This window comes from Mesorhizobium sp. A623, from assembly GCF_054489405.1.
This window is the reverse complement of sequence record NZ_JBTMXB010000004.1, coordinates 80,139-101,554: the sequence shown is the minus strand read 5'-3', so window position 1 is coordinate 101,554 and position 21,416 is coordinate 80,139. Positions and strand designations below refer to the sequence as shown.

Sequence of the window (21,416 nt, the reverse complement as noted above, 5' to 3'; positions counted from 1 at the left end):
TAAGCCACTTAATAGAGCACGGATTGTTCACCGGACGGGCGGCATTGCTCCGCCTCCGGCTCGGGAGTATGGAATTGCAGCCGCCCCAGCCGGAGTTCTCCCATGACCGAAATCGTTACCGCCGCCATGCTCGTCATCGGCGACGAAATCCTGTCCGGGCGCACCAAGGACAAGAACATCGGCCACCTCGCTGACATCATGACCACTGTTGGCATCGACCTGAAGGAAGTGCGCATCGTCGCGGACGAGGAGGACGAGATCGTCGCCGCCGTGAACGCGGTTCGCGCCCGCTACACCTATGTCTTCACCACCGGCGGCATCGGCCCGACGCATGATGACATCACCGCCGATTCGATCGCCAGGGCGTTTGGCGTGCCGTGCCAATATCACCGCCAAGCCTACGCCATGCTGGAAGAAAGCTACGCCGGACGCGGCATCGAGTTCACCGAAGCGCGCAAGCGCATGGCGCGTACGCCGCGCGGCGCGGATCTCATCGTCAATCCTATCTCGACCGCGCCCGGCTTTCGCATCGGCAATGTGCATGTCATGGCCGGCGTACCTTCGATCTTTCAGGCAATGCTCGACAATGTCGTGCCGACGCTTAAAGTGGGCACGAAAATGCTGACGGCCACGGTGCCGTGCCCACACGGGGAAGGCCTTATCGGCGGGCCGCTCGGCGCCATACAGAAGGCGCATCCGGACACCATCATCGGCTCCTACCCGAAATACGGTGACGGCAAGTTCTGGACGGAACTGGTGGTGCGGGCGCGCACGCAAGCAGCACTGGACGCTGCCCGCGCCGATGTCGAGGCCATGGTATCCGGCTTCGCCAACGCCGATTGAGCGGCGGTATCGGGCGCATCGGCCGGGCTGCCGGAACTTGAGTGCCCTGCTCGCGTTTTATAACGCCGGCATGATTCACGGTTAAGGGAGGGGAGTTCTCATGCGCTTCAAAACCATCGCCGCCATTCTCCAGAGCGAACAGGACATCGACCGCGCGCTTGATTGCGCCATTGCGCTCGCGCGGCGCTTTGGAAGCCATCTCATCGGCATTCATGCCGAGACGCTGCCCATTCCCTACACCTCGGCCACGGGCTTCCCGGACACGGAATTCCTGCAAGTGTCGTCAACCCTGAACAAGGAGCGCTCCGACAGGCTGCACGCCGCCTTCCTGAAGGTGGTGGAAAGCTCCGGCCTGTCGTTCGAGTGGCGGGCGCTCGAAAGCTTTTCCGGTGATAGCGCGCTTTCGGGCATTTCCACCGTCCGCGCCGCCGACCTGATTATCGCGGCACAAGGGGAAGCACACAGTGATTCCAAGGCCGATGTCGGCTCGCTCGTCTACGATGCGGGCCGCCCGGTTCTGGTGGTGCCCCGTTCGGGCGCGGTCGCCGGCAATTTCAAGCACATTCTGCTTGCCTGGAACGGCACGCGCGAGGCAGCCCGCGCCGCCTTCGACGCGGTGCCGTTCATGGTGGAGGCCGAAACGACCGAAATCCTCGTCGTCGACCCGCCGGAAACGCTGGAAGAGAACATGGATACGGCTGGCGTCGAGATTGCGGCAGCCCTTGCCCGCCACGGTGCGACCGTCAGCATCACCTGCCGCAAGACCAAGGGCAGTTCCGTCGAAGACGTCATCCAGAACCGGCTGACGGAAACGGGCGCGGACCTGCTCGTGCTCGGCGCCTACAGCAATTCATGGCTGCGGCGGCTTTTGTTCGGCGGCGTGACCCATTCCATGCTTCAATCGGGCCAGATCGCCGTATTCCTGTCGCGATAGCAAGCCAACCGCACACTCCCCTGCCCGTTTGCTCTGTCGCCCTTGCCAAGTGTCCGGCTTTCCGGCTAATTCCGCTCGCATTCCTTCCTGTATCGCGCGGCTCCCGCGCTGGAGTGCGCGAAAATGTCCCTTCCCGAAAAAGCCTTTCCCGTTTCCTGGGATCAGTTCCACCGCGACGCGCGCGCGCTGGCGTGGCGGCTGGCCGGAACCAAGGGCCAGTGGAGGGCGATCGTGTGCATTACGCGCGGCGGGCTGGTGCCGGCGGCGATCATTTCGCGCGAGCTTGGCATTCGCGTCATCGAGACGGTCTGCGTCGCCTCCTATCACGACTATACCAGCCAGGGGCAGTTGCAGGTGCTGAAGGAAGTCACACCGGAACTACTGGAGAACGACGGCGAAGGCGTGCTCATCATCGACGACCTCACCGATACCGGAAAAACGGCGGCGATCGTGCGGGCCATGATGCCGAAGGCGCATTTTGCCGCTGTCTATGCCAAGCCCAAGGGACGCCCGATGGTCGACACCTTCGTCACCGAGGTCAGCCAGGATACGTGGATCTATTTCCCCTGGGACATGGGCTTCACCTACCAGAAGCCCATCGCCGACGACCACGCCGGCTGAGGAAAAGCACCGCCCCTCTCGATAAAAGCGGCCAGGTCCCGCGTATTTTTACTTTTATTCCATCTAATTGGCCGTAAGATTCCTGAGTCGGCAAACGATTCCCGATTGGGGTATGGAATCAAGTGCTAAGCGGGCCGCAGAACCACAACCACCTGGCTGAACGAGTACGCAAGCTCTTCGGCACGGTGCCGTGTCGGCTGCAGGTTGCCGCCCTGCCCTGGCGGCGCTTCGAAGACACAATCGAGATCATGCTGATCACCAGCCGCGATACGGGCCGCTGGGTGCTGCCCAAGGGCTGGCCGGAAGCCCGCGAACCGCTGTGCCTGGCCGCGGCGCGCGAAGCCGCGGAAGAAGCCGGCCTGAGCGGCGCCATTTCCACGCTTGAAGCCGGAAGATATTTTTACGCCAAAGGGTTGGCTTCGGGCGAGGAAGTGCCGTGCGAAGTGCTCGTGTTCCCGCTGCGGGTCGACAGCGTGGCCGACCGGTGGAAGGAAAAGCGTGCGCGCACGCGCAAATGGGTGGCCGCCAGCGAGGCCGCCGCCATGGTCAACGAGCCGGATCTTGGCCAGATCATCGCCTATTTCGCCTCCGACCCGGACCGTTTTGCGGTCTGATCCCGGCGCGTCCCAGCAATTCATCGCATTTCGCTCGCGTGGCCTGCACTCCGCGGACCGGAAAGTCTCCTGACAGCGTCTGTCCGGAACGCATTGGCGACGGCAGGCCGTGCCCCGTCAGAACCGGCCGCGCGGCAATCCCAAACATTGCCGGCTCATTTTCTATCCCCGTTATCCACATAAGTGACACACAATATGTTGGGGTCAGGAAAGTTCCCGAAACGAACTCTTGACGACGCAATCCGAGTCGCCTTTTATGGGCCATGCGCTCCTGTTGCGGGCGTGACCGGAAAGTTTTGAGGCCGGCCTTTTCCCGATTTCATGCGTTTCAGCCGCATTTCGCCCATTTCACCTGGGCCGCGGCGGCTTAGGAATTTCAGTTTCGGACGGGAAAAAAGGGAGAAATTGCGGGCTGGAATAAATTGTCTGTTAACACTATATTTAGTGTTTGAAGGCAGGCTCGACACTAGATAGAGTGAACTTCCCTCAAGCGAGGGAATCGACAAAAGTTTCAGTTTTGAAAGATTGGCGGGGTTCACCGACGGGCAAGCAGCGCTTCGCAGGAAGCTTCTGCGGCCTTTTCGGCGGAAACGGCGAATGGAATTGTCGGCGTCTTGGGGCGCCCGGCGGACGGGGTTGTGCGCGGCTTGAATTGGGGGCGGAAATCCCCGTCGAAAAGCGCTATATATAGACGTAATCAAAGGGACCAGACCAATGCGGATCGAGCGGCGCTTCACCAAGGGCGGACAGGACGGGGCAGCCTATGCGGAGATCGAATTCCGCAAGGCGCTGTCCGAGATCAAGAATCCGGACGGCTCCGTGGTGTTTCGCCTCGATAATATCGATGTGCCGGCGCAGTTCAGCCAGGTCGCAGCCGATATTCTCGCGCAAAAGTATTTTCGCAAGGCCGGCGTCCCCGCGCGGCTAAAGAAGATCGAGGAAAACGACGTACCCGCCTTCCTGTGGCGCTCCGTCGCCGATGAGGCCGAGCTTGCCAAGCTGCCCGAAGCCGAGCGCTACGGTTCGGAAATCGACGCGCGCCAGGTTTTCAACCGCCTTGCCGGCACCTGGACCTATTGGGGCTGGAAGGGCGGCTACTTCAAGGCGGAAGACGACGCCCGCGCATTCCGCGACGAGCTTTGCTACATGCTGGCCACGCAGCGCGTCGCGCCGAATTCGCCGCAATGGTTCAACACCGGCCTGCATTGGGCCTATGGCATCGATGGTCCCGGCCAGGGCCATTTCTATGTCGACCCCTTCACCGGCAAGCTGACCAAGTCGAAGTCGGCCTATGAGCATCCGCAGCCGCATGCCTGCTTCATCCAGGGCGTGCAGGACGACCTCGTCAACGAGGGCGGCATCATGGACCTGTGGGTGCGTGAGGCGCGCCTGTTCAAATACGGCTCCGGCACCGGCTCCAACTTCTCGATGCTGCGCGGCGAAGGCGAAAAGCTTTCCGGCGGCGGCCGCTCGTCGGGCCTGATGTCGTTCCTGAAGATCGGCGACCGCGCCGCCGGTGCGATCAAGTCCGGCGGCACCACGCGCCGCGCCGCCAAAATGGTCATCGTCGATGCCGACCATCCCGATATCGAGGCCTTCATCGACTGGAAGGTCAAGGAAGAGCAGAAGGTCGCCTCGCTCGTCACCGGCTCGAAGATCGTCAAGAAGCACCTCGACGCCATCATGAAGGCCTGCGTCAATTGCGAAGGTCATGACGACGAGTGCTTCGATCCGTCGATCAACACCGCGCTGAAGCGCGAGATCAAGCTCGCCAAGAAGGACGGCGTGCCGGAAAACTATGTTAGCCGTGTTATCCAGTTCGCGCGCCAGGGCTATACCTCGATCGACTTCAAGACCTACGACACCGACTGGGATTCGGAAGCCTATCTCACCGTTTCCGGCCAGAACTCCAACAATTCCGTTTCGCTCAAGGATGATTTCCTGCGCGCCGTGGAGCAGGACGGCGACTGGAACCTGACCGCCCGCAAGGACGGCCGCGTCATGAAGACCATGAAGGCGCGCGATCTGTGGGAAAAGATCGGCTATGCCGCCTGGGCGTCGGCCGATCCCGGCCTGCATTTCAACACCACCATGAACGACTGGCACACCTCGCCGGCGGCTGGTCCGATCCGCGGCTCCAACCCGTGCTCGGAATACATGTTCCTCGACGACACCGCCTGCAATCTCGCCTCGATCAACCTCCTGCCCTACCGCAACAGCGACGCCACCATCGACATCGCCGCCTATGAGCATTCGGTGCGGCTGTGGACCATGGTGCTCGAAATCTCCGTCATGATGGCGCAGTTTCCGTCGAAGGAGATCGCCAAGCAGTCCTACGAATACCGCACGCTCGGCCTTGGCTACGCCAATATCGGCGGCCTGCTGATGACCTCGGGCATTCCTTATGACTCGGACGAGGGCCGCGCCATCTGCGCAGCGCTTACCGCCATCATGACCGGTGTTTCCTATGCGACCTCGGCCGAAATGGCGGCTGAACTCGGCGCTTTCCCGGATTACGACCGCAACGCCACCAACATGCTGCGCGTCATGCGCAACCACCGCCGAGCCGCCTATGGCGACAAGGACGGCTACGAGAAGCTCGCCGTCAATCCGGTGCCGCTCAATGCCGACCACATCTGGCAAAAGGAACTGGTGACGCACGCCAAGGCCGCCTGGGACCGCGCCATCGAGCTTGGCGAGGAACACGGCTTTCGCAACGCGCAGGCGACCGTGATCGCGCCGACCGGCACGATCGGGCTGGTCATGGATTGCGACACCACCGGCATCGAGCCCGATTTTGCGCTGGTAAAATTCAAGAAGCTCGCCGGCGGCGGCTATTTCAAGATCATCAACGCGGCCGTGCCCGAGGCACTGCGCTCGCTCGGCTATTCCGAAAGCCAGATTGCCGAGATCGACGCCTATGCGGTCGGCCACGGCAATCTGAACCAGGCGCCGGCCGTCAACCCCGGCTCGCTCAAGGCCAAGGGCTTTACCGACGAGAAGATTACGGCGCTCAACGCCGCGCTGAAATCCGCCTTCGACATCAAGTTCGTGTTCAACCAGTGGACGCTGGGCGCGGACTGGGTGAAAGAAACGTTCGGCTTCACCGACGAGCAGCTCAACGATTTCTCGTTCGAGATGCTGCCGGCGCTCGGCTTTTCGCGCAAGGACATCGAGGCCGCCAACATCCATGTTTGCGGCGCGATGACGCTGGAAGGCGCGCCCTTCCTGAAGGCCGAGCATCTGCCGGTGTTCGATTGCGCCTCGCCGTGCGGCAAGATTGGCAAGCGTTCGCTGTCCATCAAAAGCCATATCAAGATGATGGCCGCCGCCCAGCCGTTCATTTCGGGTGCGATCTCCAAGACCATCAACATGCCGAACGACGCGACGGTGGAAGACGCCAAGAGCGCCTACATGCTGTCGTGGAAGCTGGCGCTGAAGGCCAACGCGCTCTACCGCGACGGCTCGAAGCTTTCGCAGCCGCTGAATTCCTCGCTGATCGCCGATGAGGACGACGAGGAGGATGAGGCTCTCGAGGCGCTGATCGCGGCACCCGCCGCGCAGCGCGCCGTACAGGTCACCGAAAAGATCGTCGAGCGCGTCGTCGAGCGGCTTTACCGCGACCGCGAAAAGCTGCCGAACCGCAGAAAAGGCTACACCCAGAAAGCGGTCGTCGGCGGCCACAAGGTCTATCTGCGCACCGGCGAGTTCGACGACGGGCGGCTTGGCGAGATCTTTATCGACATGCACAAGGAAGGCGCCGCCTTCCGCGCCATGATGAACAATTTCGCCATCGCGATTTCGCTCGGCCTGCAATATGGCGTGCCGCTGGACGAATATGTCGAGGCGTTCACCTTCGTCCGGTTCGAGCCGGCGGGCATGGTGCAGGGCAACGACGCCATCAAGAGCGCCACGTCGATCATCGACTACGTGTTCCGCGAACTGGCTATTTCCTATCTCGACCGCGGCGACCTCGCCCATGTCGAGACGGATTTTTCGAACACCGCCCTTGGCCGCGGCATCAACGAAGGCAAGGCGCTGCCCTTCTCCAAGGGGCTGACGCGCGGCGCTTCGCCGGTCAAGCTGGTGTCGTCGGGCACGGAGCCAAAAGGCTTTGCCGGGGGGCTTGCGGGCGAGAAATCCTCCCCTCAGCGCGCGGCCCCCACGGCCTTTTCCGGCTCGAATGTGCTGGCGCTGGCTTCCGCGCCGAAATCGGACGAACCCGTCGCCTTCAAGCGCGATTATGAGGAACGCGCCAAGGAATTGTCGGACGAGAACCAGCTTCGGGAAGCCGCCCCGGAAGCACTGTTCACCGACGCCGCCGCGCAAGAAGCCGCCGAGGCAAAGAAACTCGCCGCCGACCGCCGCGCCAAATCGCTGCTGCAAGGCTATACCGGCAACAGTTGCTCCGAATGCCAGAACTTTACCATGGTAAGGAACGGAACGTGCGAGAAGTGCGATACCTGCGGGGCGACGAGCGGGTGTAGCTGATTACATCTGAAACGTAACAACCATCGGCCCGGTCGCAAGATCGGGCCGAAATGGCAAAGGGAACAAACCAAGAAAAAGATCTAAAAATATTTAGAGGCAAGAGTGCTCTAGAAACACCAAAGCCGATCCTTTCGAACCGGCTTTGGATACCGCGAATAAGCCGAAGCCCACGCGGGGCGACGAGACTGAAATCCCATCCCCTGTTGCAAGGTCACCATATGGGGAGTCGGTTCTCGGAGTCGAGGTAGCTTCGGTACATTGCCATAGAAAGGAACAACCCAATGGCAGGCAAACGCGTAAGCGTCACCAGAGAAACGCCGAGTGGACGTAACGTTGGATTTCACGACAATCGCAAAGGTACCGATATGTCGCGAAGTGAGTTTGTACGACAAATTGAACGTGCAAATTACGACAACTATCATGTTCGTAATATCAACGGTGTAAAGACACCCGTCTCGAATCCAGACGGCAAGAGCGGCAATAATCTCGGCTAAGCTAACAGTAACAGTCTCAGGCTCCTTCTTGCTATCAGGAGAGGGGGCCTGAGTGTGCCCCTCGGATGAAGAAGTAAGAAAGACACGATACATCGGCTCCTCAGCCTGAAATGTCGCGCTTCGGCCAACACCCCTCATCCGTCTTGGCGCTTCGCGCCAATCCACCTTTTCCCACAGGGGGAGAAGGCAAGTCCTGCACTAAAACCCATCGCCCGTCGCCTACGACGGTGGTTGGCGGAGACGCGGATGACGTACTCTCCCTTCTCCCCCTGTGGGAGAAGGTGGCCGAGCGCAGCGAGGTCGGATGAGGGGTGTTCCAGTTACCGCCACGGCTGCAAGTTCACATCCCGCACATAGGCGATGATGGTATCGCAGACAGCGTCGGGTTCGCGTAGCGCCTCATCATTCCAGAAGCGCAGTACACGGAAGCCACGCGCTTTGAGGTCCGCATCGCGAACCTGGTCGCGTTCCGACTCCGCATGCTGGCTACCGTCGATTTCCACGATCAGCCTTGCTTCGAGACATGCAAAATCGGAGATGTAAAACCCAATCGGCACCTGCCGGCGAAACTTTATTTTCCAAGCGCTCCCTCGAAATAAATATATCCACACCCTCCCCGCCTCCCCGCATAATCCCCGGCAGTTTCTCCCATGGGAACGCCGGTCGCGACGGTGAGCGTATGGGGAGAAACCGGCGCCTCCGGTGGCAGGGAAACGTGCCTGTCGCCCGGGGAGGTTCCGTCCAGAGGGTCACCCGCGGGTATTATGGCCCGTGCGTGCTGGAGCGAGCACACAAACCGGAAGGCGCAAATGCCGGACGGTGTAGCGGACCGGACGGAAACGGAAAACGCCGGCGTGACGCGAGGTTCGCGCCATGTACTAAATTATCGAAGGCACGGCCTCGCGTCGCGCTTCCCACCTGCCCAAAAGGCAGCGTTCTTTGAAATGGCCAGACTGCGAATGCAGGGCGTGGCAACGGTGAAACGCGTTTGGGGCGGCTGTCGCTTCCGAACACCGGAAAAGTCAGGCTTTTCTTGTCGCGAGCCAGATGGTGGCGCGTGCCGTTGGTCTGGAGCAAGTAGGCTTGGGGCGGGCTGAGGTAGCGTGGCGATGGCGAGTTATGGGCTCAGTCCGCGTCGGCTATCGTCTGCCGCCCGTTCACCCAGTTGCGCCACTCGCGCTCGGAGCCGTGAAATACGTTGAGGTCTATCTTGCCGCTCACGCCGTGCGATAGGCCGGAACCGGAATATTGCCAGAACAGCCATTTGCGGCCCGGATAGACTTTTGCCGGGTGCTGCGCCACCGCCCGCAGCCAGAACGGGTGGTTCTTGAACGCGCCTTCCAGATTGTCCTCGTAGAAATCGGGGGCGGTGTAGATGATGGGCCGCTGGCCGTAATGACGCTCCAGCCTGTCCATGAAGACCTGCATCTTCTCCAACACGGCGGCGCGCGACGGGCGGCGCTTGCAGCTCGATTCGCCGTTCCATTCCACGTCGATCACCGGCGGCAGCGCGCCGTCCACCTTCGGCACGTTGCGGATGAACCAGTCGGCTTGCGAACTGGCCGTTCGGCACCAGTAGAAGAAGTGGTAGGCACCACGCCGCAGGCCGGCTTCGTTGGCTTCGCGCCAGTTCTTCTTGAACATCGGATCGAGATGGTCGCCGCCATCGGTTGCCTTGATGTAGGCGAAATTGGCGCCCTGGCGGCGCAGCTTCGGCCAATCTATGTCGCCCTGCCAGCGCGATACGTCGACGCCGTGGACGTCGAGACGCCGGGGCGAGCGCTTGCCGAAATTGATCGGCTTGGCATCGCGAAAACCGTAGCCGTAGATCGTGCGGGCGACCGCCGGTTCGGGCTGCACGGCGGGCTTGGTCGGCGCGACGAGGGTGATCGATTTCGCCGCGCTGGTCGCCAGCCCATCCGGGTCGGCAAGCGCCATGGGCGGCATCGGCGACGACGGGGGAGAGGCATCGGGAAAGGCCGGCGCGGCCTCGACCGAGGCCATCGCGCTGGCAGTGATCGGCGCGCTTGGCCGCACCACCGAGCTTGTCGTCTCGTTCGACGGCTGGTCCAGTTGGAGCGAATCGATACCGGAAGTGGACGTACAGCCAGCCAGGCACAATACCGAAATGAGGGCGACAACGCTTGGCGTTCGCATCTGAACCTGTACGCAAGACAAAACAGATCGGCGGCAGAACGCACCGCCGGACAAAGCCGAACCCAAGTCCTAACAAGAAACTACCAACAAAGTTTGAATCGAATTTTTACCATATTGGCAGCAAATCGGCGGGCACTCAGCCGATGCTCACGCCAAGAAAAAAGCCCCGTTTCCGGGGCTTTTCTCATGTGCGGTCGCAAAAATCAGTTCTTGCGGGGTAGTTGCGGCACCAGGCTGCGCTTGCCGCCGTCTTTGCTCTTGGCATTAGGGCCCTTGGAATCGGGGCCTTTTGGCGTCGGCTTTTGCGCAACAGCCTTCTTGGCTGCGGGCTTTTTTGCCGCCGGTTTCTTGGCCTTCGGCCCCTCTTCCGGCTCGCGCTTGGGCTTTACCGGCGCTTCGTCGGCGATGGATTCGAGCTTTAGGCCGGTCTCGCCGGTTTCCTTCTTCTCGACGGTGACCTTTACCGTGCCGCCCTTCTTCAGCTTGCCGAACAGAACTTCGTCGGCCAGCGGCTTCTTGATGTGCTCCTGGATGACGCGGCCGAGCGGGCGTGCGCCCATGCGCTCGTCGTAACCCTTGTCGGCCAGCCAGGCGATGGCGTCCGGCGACAGGTCGAACAGGACGCCGCGCTCCGAAAGCTGCGCCTCCAACTGCATGACGAATTTTTGCACGACCTGGTGGATGACCGGGATCGGCAGCGAACCGAACGGGATGATCGCATCGAGCCGATTGCGGAACTCCGGCGTGAACAGCCGGTTGATCGCCTCGACATCGTCGCCTTCGCGCTTTGTCGAGCCGAAGCCGATCGCCGCGCGCTGCGCATCGGATGCGCCCGCATTGGTGGTCATGATGAGGATCACGTTGCGGAAGTCGATCTGCTTGCCGTTGTGGTCGGTCAGCTTGCCATGGTCCATCACCTGCAACAGGATGTTGAACAGGTCCGGATGCGCCTTCTCGACCTCATCCAGCAGCAGCACGCAATGCGGGTGCTGGTCGACGCCGTCCGTCAAAAGGCCGCCCTGGTCGAAGCCGACATAGCCGGGAGGCGCGCCGATCAGCCGCGAGACGGTGTGGCGCTCCATATATTCCGACATGTCGAAGCGGATCAGCTCGACGCCGAGCGAGGCGGCCAACTGCTTGGCCACTTCGGTCTTGCCGACACCGGTCGGGCCTGAGAACAAATAGGAGCCGATCGGCTTTTCCGGTTCGCGCAGGCCGGCACGCGCCAGCTTGATCGCCGAAGTCAGCGCGGTGATCGCCGTATCCTGGCCATAGACGACGCGCTTCAGCTCGATTTCGAGACCGGACAGAACCTTCTCGTCGTCGGCCGAAACCGTTTTAGGCGGAATCCGCGCCATAGTGGCGATGGTCGCCTCGATCTCCTTGATGCCGATGGTCTTCTTGCGCTTGGCTTCGGGCACCAGCATCTGCGACGCGCCGCTCTCGTCGATCACGTCGATCGCCTTGTCGGGAAGCTTGCGGTCGTTGATGTAGCGGGCCGAAAGTTCCACGGAGGCCTTGATCGCCTCGGCCGTGTACTTGACCTTGTGGAATTCCTCGAAATAGGGTTTCAGGCCCTTCATGATCTCGATGGCGTCTTCGACCGTCGGCTCATTGACGTCGATCTTCTGGAAGCGCCGCACCAGCGCGCGGTCCTTCTCGAAGAACTGGCGGAATTCCTTGTAAGTCGTTGATCCGATGCAGCGGATCGCGCCCGAAGAAAGCGCCGGCTTCAACAGGTTCGATGCATCCATGGCGCCGCCCGATGTTGCGCCAGCACCGATCACCGTGTGGATCTCGTCGATGAACAGAACCGCGCCCGGATAGTCCTCAAGCTCCTTGACGACCTGCTTCAGCCGTTCCTCGAAGTCGCCGCGATAGCGGGTGCCGGCCAAAAGCGTGCCCATGTCGAGCGCGAAGATGGTTGCGTCCAGAAGCACCTCGGGAACGTCGCCCTCGACGATGCGCTTGGCCAGCCCCTCGGCGATGGCCGTCTTGCCGACGCCGGGATCGCCGACATAGAGCGGGTTGTTCTTGGAACGACGGCACAGCACCTGGATGGTTCGGTTGATTTCCGACGCGCGGCCGATCAGCGGGTCGATCTTGCCGGATTTGGCCTTGATGTTCAGATTGACGCAATAGGCGGTCAGCGCGTCCTGCTGCTTCTTCTTGGCCGGATCCTCCTGCTGCTCGGAACCGCTCGCGCCGCCCTCACCTTCCTCGGCGCCGCGCGGCGCCCTGCCCTCGGAAGCGCCGGGGCGCTTGGCGATGCCGTGCGAGATGTAGTTGACCGCGTCGTAGCGGGTCATCTGCTGTTCCTGCAGGAAATAGGCGGCGTGGCTCTCGCGCTCGGCGAAAATCGCAACGAGCACGTTGGCCCCGGATACTTCTTCCCGGCCGGAGGACTGCACATGGATAACCGCGCGCTGGATGACGCGCTGGAAACCGGCGGTCGGCTTGGAATCCTCGTCGTAACCGGTGACGAGATTGTCCAGTTCGGTGTCGATATAGGTCAGCACCGTATGCTTCAGATCGTCCAGATCGACATTGCAGGCGCGCATCACGGCTGCGGCCTCCGCGTCGTCGGTCAGTGCGAGCAGCAGGTGCTCGAGGGTTGCATATTCATGGTGACGCTCATTGGCGAGCGTCAATGCCTGGTGAAGCGCCTTTTCCAGGCCCTGGGAGAAAGCCGGCATGTTACCTCACTTCTTTTCCATCACGCATTGCAGCGGATGCTGATTCTGTCGGGCGAAATCCATGACCTGGGACACTTTGGTCTCGGCCACCTCGAATGTATAGATACCGCACTCGCCCACTCCGTGATTGTGAACATGGAGCATGATGCGTGTGGCGCCTTCGCGGTCCTTCTGGAAAAAACGTTCCAGGACATGAACGACGAACTCCATCGGCGTGTAGTCGTCGTTGAGGATCAGGACCCTGTAAAGACTGGGTTTCTTGGTTTTGGTTTTGGTTCGCGTAATGACGGCGGTGCCCCGGCCGGCACCATTGCCGCCGCGTTCTCCGTCTTGCATGCGCGCAACGCGCGTTATGGCAGAAAGTCTATTCACGTATTCCTGCCTCTTGGCTCTGGCCGCTGAACTCATCCTCATGTGATCGACATGTAGGTGCTTGGTACGGGATTTTAAGCCCTTCTCGCCGGGTGACAATATGGCTGGCTATTCAATCTAGGGCGATTTTCAAAATCTTGAAGCGGGAGCACGCCTATTCCAGAGTAAGCGCCCCGATATGGATCGGCGGCGAGGGGCGCGCACGTGCCGAAGTTAGCCAATATTTTCTTAAAATTCGCGTCGAGTCCGACAAAAATGGTGAACGCGCCGGTTACCATAAACGGATTGGTAACGCTGCCGACGTAGGTTGCCTCGAAAAGTGAGGTTGGACCCTTTGCCGCCTCCGATTGCAACAAAATTCAAAGGATGTGGCAGTGCGTCAGGCGTCGGCAGGCATCAACTCCAAATTTCGTTCTCCGCTTCAGGCCGTGATGATGCTCGCGCTGGCGATGACATTCACGGTGGCCGGGGCGACTTCATCGTTCGCGGCACGGCATTCGGCGATCGTGGTCGACGCCAACACCGGCAAGACGCTTTACGCGTCGGACGCCAACGGACGCCGCTATCCGGCATCGCTGACCAAGATGATGACGCTGTATCTGACATTCGAGGCGCTCGCCAAAGGCAAGATCAGCAAATCCTCGAAGGTTCCGTTTTCGGCCAACGCCGCCGCTGAACCGCCGACAAAGCTCGGTGTGAGGAAGGGCGGCGCGATCAGCGTGGACACCGCGATCCTGTCCATGGTGACGAAATCCGCCAATGATTCATCGACCGCTCTGGGCGAACTTCTCGGCGGCAGCGAAGCGAATTTCTCCCGCATGATGACCGCCAAGGCACGGGCGCTCGGCATGAAGAGCACCGTCTTCCGCAATGCCAACGGCCTGCCGGACCCCGGCCAGTTCACCTCGGCCCACGACATGGCGATCCTTGGTATCGCGCTGCGCGAGCATTTCCCCCAATATTACGATTATTTTTCGCAACGCTCCTTCATGTACGGCAAGCGGCGCATCAACGGGCATAACCGCCTGCTTGGCCGCATCAAGGGCGTCGACGGCATCAAGACCGGCTATACCCGTGCGTCCGGTTTCAACCTCGTCTCATCCGCCAAGGATGGTGGGCGCAGCATCGTTGCCGTCGTCATGGGCGGAACGTCGGGCGCCAGCCGCGACAACGAGATGGCGGCGCTGATCAAAACCTATATGCCGAAAGCTTCGCCGCGCGGCGGTGGCGGCGACCTGATCGCCAAGACCAAAGACAGCCAGACTGTCGTGGCGCTGGTGAAGTCGCTGCTGCCCAAGACGGACGCGCCCACTCCCGACAGCCGCCCGGAACGCGAGGAACTTGCCTCAGCGCCGGACAATGTGAAGCCCTTGAAGGAAAACATCCCCTTCAAGATGGCTGAACAGGAAGCGCCCCGGGAGAAGGCAGCCGCCCCGGTGGTCGCCGCCGCCTACGCCGAGGCAGAACAGCCGGTCGACCCGGTCAATACGGCTTCGCTGCCATCCGGCTGGGCCGTGCAGGTCGCCTCCTCGCCCAGCAAGGGCGAAGCCAAGGCGATCCTCGACAAGACCTCCAAGCAGGCACCCCGGCTGCTCGCCGACGCCTCGGCCTTCACCATGCCCTTCAAGATGGACGGCGTGACCTATTTCCGCGCCCGCTTCGGCGGTTTCGATTCGAAGGGCGCGGCGTGGAAGGCCTGCAATGGCCTGAAGAAGCAGAAAATTCAGTGTTACGCCGTCCAGCAATAGGCGGCGTCCTCTCCCGGAAATGTTTTTTGTCGAAGGAGATCAGTTGTGGTTGGAGAGCAAGACGTCCTTGGCTTCGTTGATCCGCGCCGCCAGGAAAGACGTGCCGCCGATGTCGGGATGCAGGCGCTGCATCAGGCGGCGGTGCGCATTGCGGACATCCGTCGCGGCGGCTCCCGCTTCAAGACCAAGGATCTTGTAGGCCTCCTCCTTAGTCATGGCGCCAGAACCTGGCGACACACCCAGCCCCTCGCCACCATTCGCCTGCGCGTTGTCGCGCCAGACGGGAAAACGGCCGTCAAGATAAGTCTCTAGCAACTGCCGGCTTTCGGGATCGCCCGGCAGTTCCCGGTAAAGCTGCTGCAATTCGCCAAGCCCCATCGAGCCCAGCATCTTGCCTTCATGGCGACCGGCAAGCACCAGCCCCTCCAGCGCGCCGGTGCCGTGATCGAGTTCCATTTCGAGCGCCGCCGTGCGCACCATGGAATGCTTGCCCGCCGTCGGCTTTGCCGCCCGCCTCATCCGCATCGACCCATACCAGGCGAACGCGCCCGACAGCAGCAGGCCGCCGACACCTTCGCGGCCAACCACCAGCGCGGCAAGACCGGCCAGCCCGAGCAACACAGGTACAAGCGTCTTCATGCCGCCGGCCAGTTTCGCGGGATCTGTACGCAGGAAGAGCATGACAGCGCCCAGGAGAACAAGCAGCAACGCGACAAGTGCGATAAGGACGCCCATCAGTGTCCGCCACCTTGCAGATGCTGGATCATAAGCCGGTCTTCCGGCCTGTTCCTCGCCTCCAGCGCCTTCAGGCCGCCGGCCGCAAACACGGCTACCGCTGACAGCAGCCCGGCGAGATTGGCGGCGGCGCGCCGATCGAAGCGAAACCAGGCTCCCTTGGTCAGCCGCGCGATTTCCTTGAACGCTGCCTCCGCGCCGGAATCGTGGCCTTCCTGAAAGATGAAGACCGGAACGCCGTGCAGCCCGAGGCGGCCGGCCTTTTCCGCGAGGTCATCGACATTTTCTTCCATCGCATCGCCGATATAGACGAGCGCATTGACCTTGGCGGACGCGGTCTGCTTCAGGGCATGGGAAAGCACCTTGCCGATCTGAGTATGACCGCTGCGGCATTCGATGCGCGTCATCAGCCGCTTCAAACTTCCGGTGTCGGTGACGAAGGCGGACGAGCGGCACTCGCCCAGCCCGCGAAAATAGACCAGTTGCACAGCAAGCGCGCCCGCCTTGCCGACGGCGTCGAACATTTCACCCTGCAGCGTGCAGGCAAGATCCCAGGTCGGTTGCCGGCTCATCGTCGCATCGAGCGACAGGATCAACCGCCCCGAGCCCGCCGCCGTCGCGCCAAGCGCGCGCGCCTGCTGCACGAAGGCTTCGATCTCGCTCTTGTCCGAGCGCGCCATAGCCGCCGATTTGTCGGCGCTTGCCGGCAGCGTTGATTTCTTTTCGGTCATGCAGACAAGATGTGGCCTAGCCGGACGGCTTGCAAGCCCGTCACCCTGTGCCGACCTGGCTTGCAGGCAAGAATATCCGACTGCCGGACCATCTGCCTCACAGCAGGCCAAGTTCAGCCAGTTCGAGCCGCAGCTTCGGCGGCATCTCGGCCATGCCCGCCTTGCCCTTGCCAAGGTCGGCCGGGGCATCGGCCTGCTTGAGATAACGCCAGCCCTGAAAGGCGCGGCGTGGCTGCCAATCGGTGCGAACGATGTCTTGGCCCAGCATCAGCTTGCAGCGCTTGATGCCCTCGGCGTCGGTGAACGGGCGAATCTCGGTTATCAATTGCCGGCACTGGACGTTGCCCTTGACGACCCAGTAGAGCGAGCCGCCAGCGACGATCTCGGCACCCCGTGTCGGCATCATGCGTGTGGTGTGCCAGTGTTCGAGCGGCTCACCCTTGCGGCGGCGCTCGTCGAGGCAGGTCGCGACCCACTCTTCCAGGTCTTCAACGCTGTCGGCACCGACGCACAATTTCAGGATGTTCAGGGGCATGACCGGAATTTAGCGCTGATGCGGCGGCGGTTCAACGCCAAGTCGCGTTGTGCACAGGCAGTTTGTCAGCACTCCACGACATTGACGGCGAGGCCGCCAAGGCTGGTTTCCTTGTATTTCTCGTTCATGTCGCGGCCGGTCTGGCGCATCGTCTCGATGGCGGCATCGAGCGGCACGAAATGCGTGCCGTCGCCCTTGATGGCGAGCGAGGCGGCCGTCACCGCCTTGACCGCACCAAGCGCGTTGCGTTCGATGCATGGCACCTGCACCAGCCCGCCGACCGGGTCGCAGGTCATGCCCAGATGATGCTCCAGCGCGATTTCGGCGGCGTTTTCGACCTGCTCGGGCGTGCCGCCCATGACGGCGCACAGGCCAGCGGCCGCCATGGCAGAAGCAGACCCGACCTCGCCCTGGCAACCGACTTCGGCGCCGGAAATCGAGGCGTTGGTCTTGATTATGCCGCCAACCGCCGCCGCCGTCAGCAGAAAATCGCGGATCGAGGGCTGGTCGGCCTCGGGATGGAAATGCAGCCAATAGCGCAGCACCGAAGGCAGCGTGCCGGCCGCGCCATTGGTCGGGGCCGTGACGACGCGCCCGCCGGCGGCGTTCTCCTCGTTGACGGCCATGGCGTAGACCGACAGCCAGTCATTGGCGAGCAGCGGGTTCGGCTTGTTCTGGCTCCACTGTTCCTGCAATTTGTCGTGCAGCATGCGGGCGCGCCGACGCACCTTGAGGCCGCCCGGCATGATGCCTTCCTGCGCAAGCCCGCGCTCGATGCAGCGGCGCATGGCGTCCCAGATACCGTCGAGGCCGGCGTCCAGCTTTTCGCGCATCATATAGGTTTCTTCGTTGACGCGCTTCATCTCGGCGATGGAAAGACCGCTCTTTTTCGCCATAACCAGCATTTCGTCGGCGCGCTTGAACGGATACGGCACCTTCTTGCCTTCCGTGGTCACGGAGCCGCCGGCCTTGGCGCGCTGCAGTTCTTCCTCGGACAGGACGAAGCCGCCGCCGACTGAATAATAGATGCGCTTGAGGAGCAGCCGGTCGGTCGCATCATAGGCGTAGAACGCCATGCCGTTGGCGTGGCCGGTCAGTTTCGTCTTGCGATCCATGACCAGATCGGTGGCCGGGTCGAAGCGGTAGGACGGGTGGCCGGGGGGCGAGATGCGCTTGTCCGCCGTGATCGCGGCGATGAGCCTATCGGCCTTGTCGGGATCGATCGTCACCGGCGTTTCGCCGGTCAGGCCGAGGATGACGGCGCGATCGGTGCCATGGCCGATGCCGGTATAGGCGAGCGAGCCATGCAGGCTGGCGCCGAGGCGATCGACGGCGACGCCGGCCGGGCGCGGCCAGTCGCCATGCAGGATTTCGTCGAGAAAGCGGGCGGCAGCCGTCATCGGCCCCATCGTGTGCGAACTCGACGGCCCGATGCCGATCTTGAACAGGTCGAAAACCGAAAGGAACACGCGCGAAATCTCCCAAGTAACCCCGAACGAGCATACAGACAGATTTATATATAGGAACTTGCACTCTCTTTCTGCGGATTCGCATCCGTACACGCCGCATGCGCCGACTTTGCCTGATCCGGCCGCGACATCCGCGGGAAAAACGCTCAGGCCGGCCCCGGAAACGGAGAATCGATCTTGCCGGTCAGCCAATAGGCGAAGAGCCCGACCCATTCGCGGATGGCAAGCGTGGTTGCCTGAAGCGAATCGGCCGCATTGTCGGCGAAGAGGCTGACGCCTTCCTTGCCGGTGGTGCGGTAGTCGACAGGCCACGGCACCGTCGCAAAGGCGGCCTTGTCGAACAGCGCCTTGGCGCGCGGCATATGGAAGGCCGATGTTACCAGAAGCCATGTCTCGCCGGGTTTCGGCGTCACCATCTCTCTGGTGAAGACCGCGTTCTCGTAGGTGTTGCGCGAACGTGTTTCGAGAACAAGCCGGTCCTGTTCGACGCCGAGCGCGATCAGCAGGCGTGGCGCGGTATCGCCATCGCTCTCGCCCTCCAGCACCAGCGCGCCGGCACCGCCGGACACGACGATTTTCGCCGCCGGAAAGCGGCGGGCGAGGATTGCGGCCTCGACATAGCGGTCGCCGCCGGCGTTCAATTCATACCCGCCGCGCGCCAGATTGATCGCGCCCTCGAAACCGCCGCCAAGCACGACGATGCCATCGACCGCTTGCGGCAGGGCCGGCTTGGGATAGCGGTCCTCCAGCGGGGTGAGCATCAGCGCGCCGAGCGAGGTCCAGACCGAGAGCGCCAGCACCGCCAAGGCCGCTGCGCTGCTGCCCGCCGCCAGCCGGCGCCGGCCGAAGACGGTCGCCACAAGCCCCGCAAAAAGCAGAAGGATCGCGAAATTGAGCGGCTGGATGAAGAAGCCGACGATTTTCGAGAGAATGAAGAACATAGGGGTCGTGCGTCCTTCGAGATGTCCCTCAGGATGAGGAGCGTGGAGCTTTGTCGATTACAGTATCGTCCTGCGTCCTTCGAGGCTCGCTTCGCTCACACCTCAGGATGAGGAGCGAGCGAAGCGAGCCTCGAAGGACGCACTAAGACGCACTACCACCACTTTTCCGGCTGGAACGTGCCCGCCGCCTGTTCGATGACATGCGCGGTCTGGAACAGCGTTTCCTCATCGAAGGGCTTGCCGATAAGTTGCAGGCCGAGCGGCAGGCCGTTGGCGTCGAGGCCGGCGGGAACGGCGATGCCCGGCAGGCCGGCCATGTTCACGGTCACGGTGAAAATGTCGTTGAGATACATCTTCACCGGATCGGCGGCCATCTCTTGATCGGCGACTCCGAAGGCGGCGGAAGGCGTCGCCGGCGTCAGGATGACGTCGATGCCGGCGGCGAAGACGTCCTCAAAATCCTTCTTGATCAGCGTGCGCACCTTTTGCGCCTTGATGTAGTAGGCGTCGTAATAGCCGGCCGACAGCACATAGGTGCCGATCATGATGCGGCGCTTGACTTCCTGCCCGAAGCCGGCGGCGCGGGTGTTTTCGTACATCTCGACAATGTCCTTGCCAGGCACGCGCAGGCCGTAGCGAACTCCGTCATAACGGGCGAGATTGGACGAGGCCTCGGCGGGCGAGATGATGTAGTAGGCCGGCAGCGCATATTTGGTGTGCGGCAGCGAGATGTCGACGATCTCGGCGCCGGCGTCCTTCAGCCAGGCAATGCCCTTCTGCCACAGCGTCTCGATTTCCGGCGACATGCCATCGGCGCGATATTCCTTCGGAATGCCGATCTTCAGGCCCTTGATCGGCTTGCCGAGCGCCGCTTCATAATCCGGCACCGGCAGATCGACCGAGGTCGTGTCCTTGTCATCGACCGAAGCCATGGATTTGAGCAGGATCGCGGCGTCGCGTACGTCGCGGGCAATCGGGCCAGCCTGATCGAGCGACGAGGCATAGGCGATGATGCCCCAGCGCGAGCAGCGGCCATAGGTCGGCTTGATGCCGACCGTGCCGGTGAACGCCGCCGGCTGGCGGATCGAGCCGCCGGTGTCGGTGGCGGTGGCGCCGGCGCACAGGAAGCCCGAAACCGCGGACGCCGAACCGCCGGACGAACCGCCCGGAACCAGCTGCCTGTTCGAGCCCTTGGCGCGCCACGGATTGACGACCGGGCCGTAATAGGACGTCTCGTTGGACGAGCCCATGGCGAACTCGTCCATGTTGAGCTTGCCCAGCATGACCGCGCCATCGGCCCACAGATTGGCCGTGACAGTCGATTCGTAGCGCGGCTTGAAGCCGTCGAGCACATGGCTCGCGGCCTGCGTATGCACGCCTTCGGTGCCGAACAGATCCTTGACGCCGAGCGGGATGCCTTCCAGCGCGCCGCTGTCGCCCTTGGCGAGCTTTTCGTCCGACGCCTTGGCCATGGCGCGCGCCTTGTCGGCGGTCACTGCGACATAGGCGTTGAGCGAGGGATTAGCCTGCTCGATTGCCGCCAGATAGGCGTCGGTCAATTCGCTTGCCGTGATCTCCTTGCCACGCAGCTTTGCGCGGGCCTCGGAAATCGTCAGTCTGGTCAGGTCGGTCATGGCGGGATCGTTTCGGCTCATGCAGCGCTAGGCTGCTTCATGAAATTCAAGGTGGGGTGGAGACGGCGCTGCCGCCTACTCCACCACTTTCGGCACGAGGAAGAAATTCTCCTCGGTCGCGGGCGCGTTGGCGACGATGTCGTCGGCCTTGCCGCCATCGGTGACGGCATCCTGGCGCTTCTTCATCGCCATCGGCATCACCGATGTCATAGGCTCGACGCCGGCCACATCGACCTCGTTCAATTGCTCGACAAAGCCGAGGATGGCATTGAGTTCGCCGGCCATGCGCTGCGCGTCCTCCTCGCTCACCGCGATGCGGGCAAGGCGCGCGACGCGCTTCACTGTCGGAAGATCAACGGACATAATGGGACCCTTAGGTTAGGCCTTGGAAAACCAGCCCG

At 62.1% G+C, this 21,416-nt stretch carries 17 protein-coding genes and 2 pseudogenes; 7 read left to right on the top strand and 12 right to left on the bottom strand.

The features are described from left to right. Positions 1-102 precede the first annotated feature (102 nt). The 6 genes from ACX3P1_RS06100 (at position 103) to ACX3P1_RS06075 (ending at position 7,997) form a co-directional block, all read left to right on the top strand. Entirely contained in the window at positions 103-843 is a 741-nt protein-coding gene (locus ACX3P1_RS06100; protein WP_459078661.1) for a competence/damage-inducible protein A, read from the top strand. Between the two features lie 100 nt (positions 844-943). Beyond that, positions 944-1,777, top strand: coding sequence for a universal stress protein (locus ACX3P1_RS06095; protein ID WP_459078660.1), 834 nt, complete (start codon positions 944-946; stop codon positions 1,775-1,777). A gap of 123 nt (positions 1,778-1,900) precedes the next feature. After that, positions 1,901-2,398, top strand: coding sequence for a xanthine phosphoribosyltransferase (gene gpt, locus ACX3P1_RS06090; protein WP_459078659.1), 498 nt, complete (start codon positions 1,901-1,903; stop codon positions 2,396-2,398). 122 nt (positions 2,399-2,520) lie between these two features. Then, on the top strand, positions 2,521-3,012 hold the full coding sequence (locus ACX3P1_RS06085; RefSeq protein ID WP_459078658.1) for an NUDIX hydrolase: 492 nt from the start codon (positions 2,521-2,523) through the stop codon (positions 3,010-3,012). A 714-nt stretch (positions 3,013-3,726) separates the two neighbouring features. Beyond that, positions 3,727-7,503 (top strand): vitamin B12-dependent ribonucleotide reductase, encoded by a 3,777-nt coding sequence (locus ACX3P1_RS06080; RefSeq protein WP_459078657.1) that lies wholly within the window; start codon positions 3,727-3,729, stop codon positions 7,501-7,503. Between the two features lie 281 nt (positions 7,504-7,784). Further along, positions 7,785-7,997 (top strand): hypothetical protein, encoded by a 213-nt coding sequence (locus tag ACX3P1_RS06075; RefSeq protein ID WP_459078656.1) that lies wholly within the window; start codon positions 7,785-7,787, stop codon positions 7,995-7,997. A gap of 320 nt (positions 7,998-8,317) precedes the next feature. Here ACX3P1_RS06075 and ACX3P1_RS06070 read toward each other — a convergent pair whose 3' ends face one another. From ACX3P1_RS06070 to clpS, 5 genes and pseudogenes are all read right to left on the bottom strand, one after another. Next, positions 8,318-8,554 carry an endonuclease domain-containing protein gene (locus ACX3P1_RS06070; protein ID WP_459078793.1) on the bottom strand — a complete coding sequence of 79 codons (237 nt, stop codon included), beginning with the start codon at positions 8,552-8,554 and terminating at the stop codon, positions 8,318-8,320. Positions 8,555-9,122: 568 nt separating this feature from the next. Continuing rightward, a pseudogene (locus ACX3P1_RS06065) lies at positions 9,123-9,821 on the bottom strand (glycoside hydrolase family 25 protein); the annotation flags it as partial. A 188-nt stretch (positions 9,822-10,009) separates the two neighbouring features. Further along, positions 10,010-10,154, bottom strand: a pseudogene (locus tag ACX3P1_RS06060) (GH25 family lysozyme); the annotation flags it as partial. Between the two features lie 203 nt (positions 10,155-10,357). Continuing rightward, positions 10,358-12,850 carry an ATP-dependent Clp protease ATP-binding subunit ClpA gene (gene clpA, locus ACX3P1_RS06055; RefSeq protein WP_459078655.1) on the bottom strand — a complete coding sequence of 831 codons (2,493 nt, stop codon included), beginning with the start codon at positions 12,848-12,850 and terminating at the stop codon, positions 10,358-10,360. 6 nt (positions 12,851-12,856) lie between these two features. Further along, on the bottom strand, positions 12,857-13,186 hold the full coding sequence (gene clpS, locus ACX3P1_RS06050) for an ATP-dependent Clp protease adapter ClpS (RefSeq protein WP_459078654.1): 330 nt from the start codon (positions 13,184-13,186) through the stop codon (positions 12,857-12,859). A 410-nt stretch (positions 13,187-13,596) separates the two neighbouring features. Here clpS and ACX3P1_RS06045 point away from each other — a divergent pair, with 410 nt between their 5' ends. Then, positions 13,597-14,970, top strand: a complete 1,374-nt coding sequence (locus tag ACX3P1_RS06045) for a D-alanyl-D-alanine carboxypeptidase (protein WP_459078653.1) — start codon at positions 13,597-13,599, stop codon at positions 14,968-14,970. Between the two features lie 39 nt (positions 14,971-15,009). Here the strand turns inward: ACX3P1_RS06045 and ACX3P1_RS06040 are convergent, their stop codons facing one another. The 7 genes from ACX3P1_RS06040 to gatC form a co-directional block, all read right to left on the bottom strand. Continuing rightward, entirely contained in the window at positions 15,010-15,705 is a 696-nt protein-coding gene (locus ACX3P1_RS06040) for a J domain-containing protein (RefSeq protein WP_459078652.1), read from the bottom strand. Next, positions 15,705-16,436, bottom strand: a complete 732-nt coding sequence (locus tag ACX3P1_RS06035; protein WP_459078651.1) for a vWA domain-containing protein — start codon at positions 16,434-16,436, stop codon at positions 15,705-15,707. The genes ACX3P1_RS06040 and ACX3P1_RS06035 overlap by 1 nt, the downstream gene beginning before the upstream one ends. Before the next feature lie 97 nt (positions 16,437-16,533). After that, on the bottom strand, positions 16,534-16,971 hold the full coding sequence (locus ACX3P1_RS06030) for a DUF1489 family protein (RefSeq protein WP_459078650.1): 438 nt from the start codon (positions 16,969-16,971) through the stop codon (positions 16,534-16,536). A gap of 65 nt (positions 16,972-17,036) precedes the next feature. After that, positions 17,037-18,440 carry an L-serine ammonia-lyase gene (locus tag ACX3P1_RS06025; protein WP_459078649.1) on the bottom strand — a complete coding sequence of 468 codons (1,404 nt, stop codon included), beginning with the start codon at positions 18,438-18,440 and terminating at the stop codon, positions 17,037-17,039. A 146-nt stretch (positions 18,441-18,586) separates the two neighbouring features. Further along, the gene (locus tag ACX3P1_RS06020) at positions 18,587-19,381 is read right to left on the bottom strand and encodes a YdcF family protein (protein WP_459078648.1); all 795 of its coding nucleotides are present in this window, start codon (positions 19,379-19,381) and stop codon (positions 18,587-18,589) included. A gap of 152 nt (positions 19,382-19,533) precedes the next feature. Next, on the bottom strand, positions 19,534-21,015 hold the full coding sequence (gatA, locus tag ACX3P1_RS06015; protein WP_459078647.1) for an Asp-tRNA(Asn)/Glu-tRNA(Gln) amidotransferase subunit GatA: 1,482 nt from the start codon (positions 21,013-21,015) through the stop codon (positions 19,534-19,536). Between the two features lie 75 nt (positions 21,016-21,090). Then, a complete protein-coding gene (gene gatC, locus ACX3P1_RS06010; protein WP_459078646.1) occupies positions 21,091-21,378 on the bottom strand; it encodes an Asp-tRNA(Asn)/Glu-tRNA(Gln) amidotransferase subunit GatC in 288 nt (95 codons plus the stop codon). Positions 21,379-21,416: the final 38 nt, after the last annotated feature.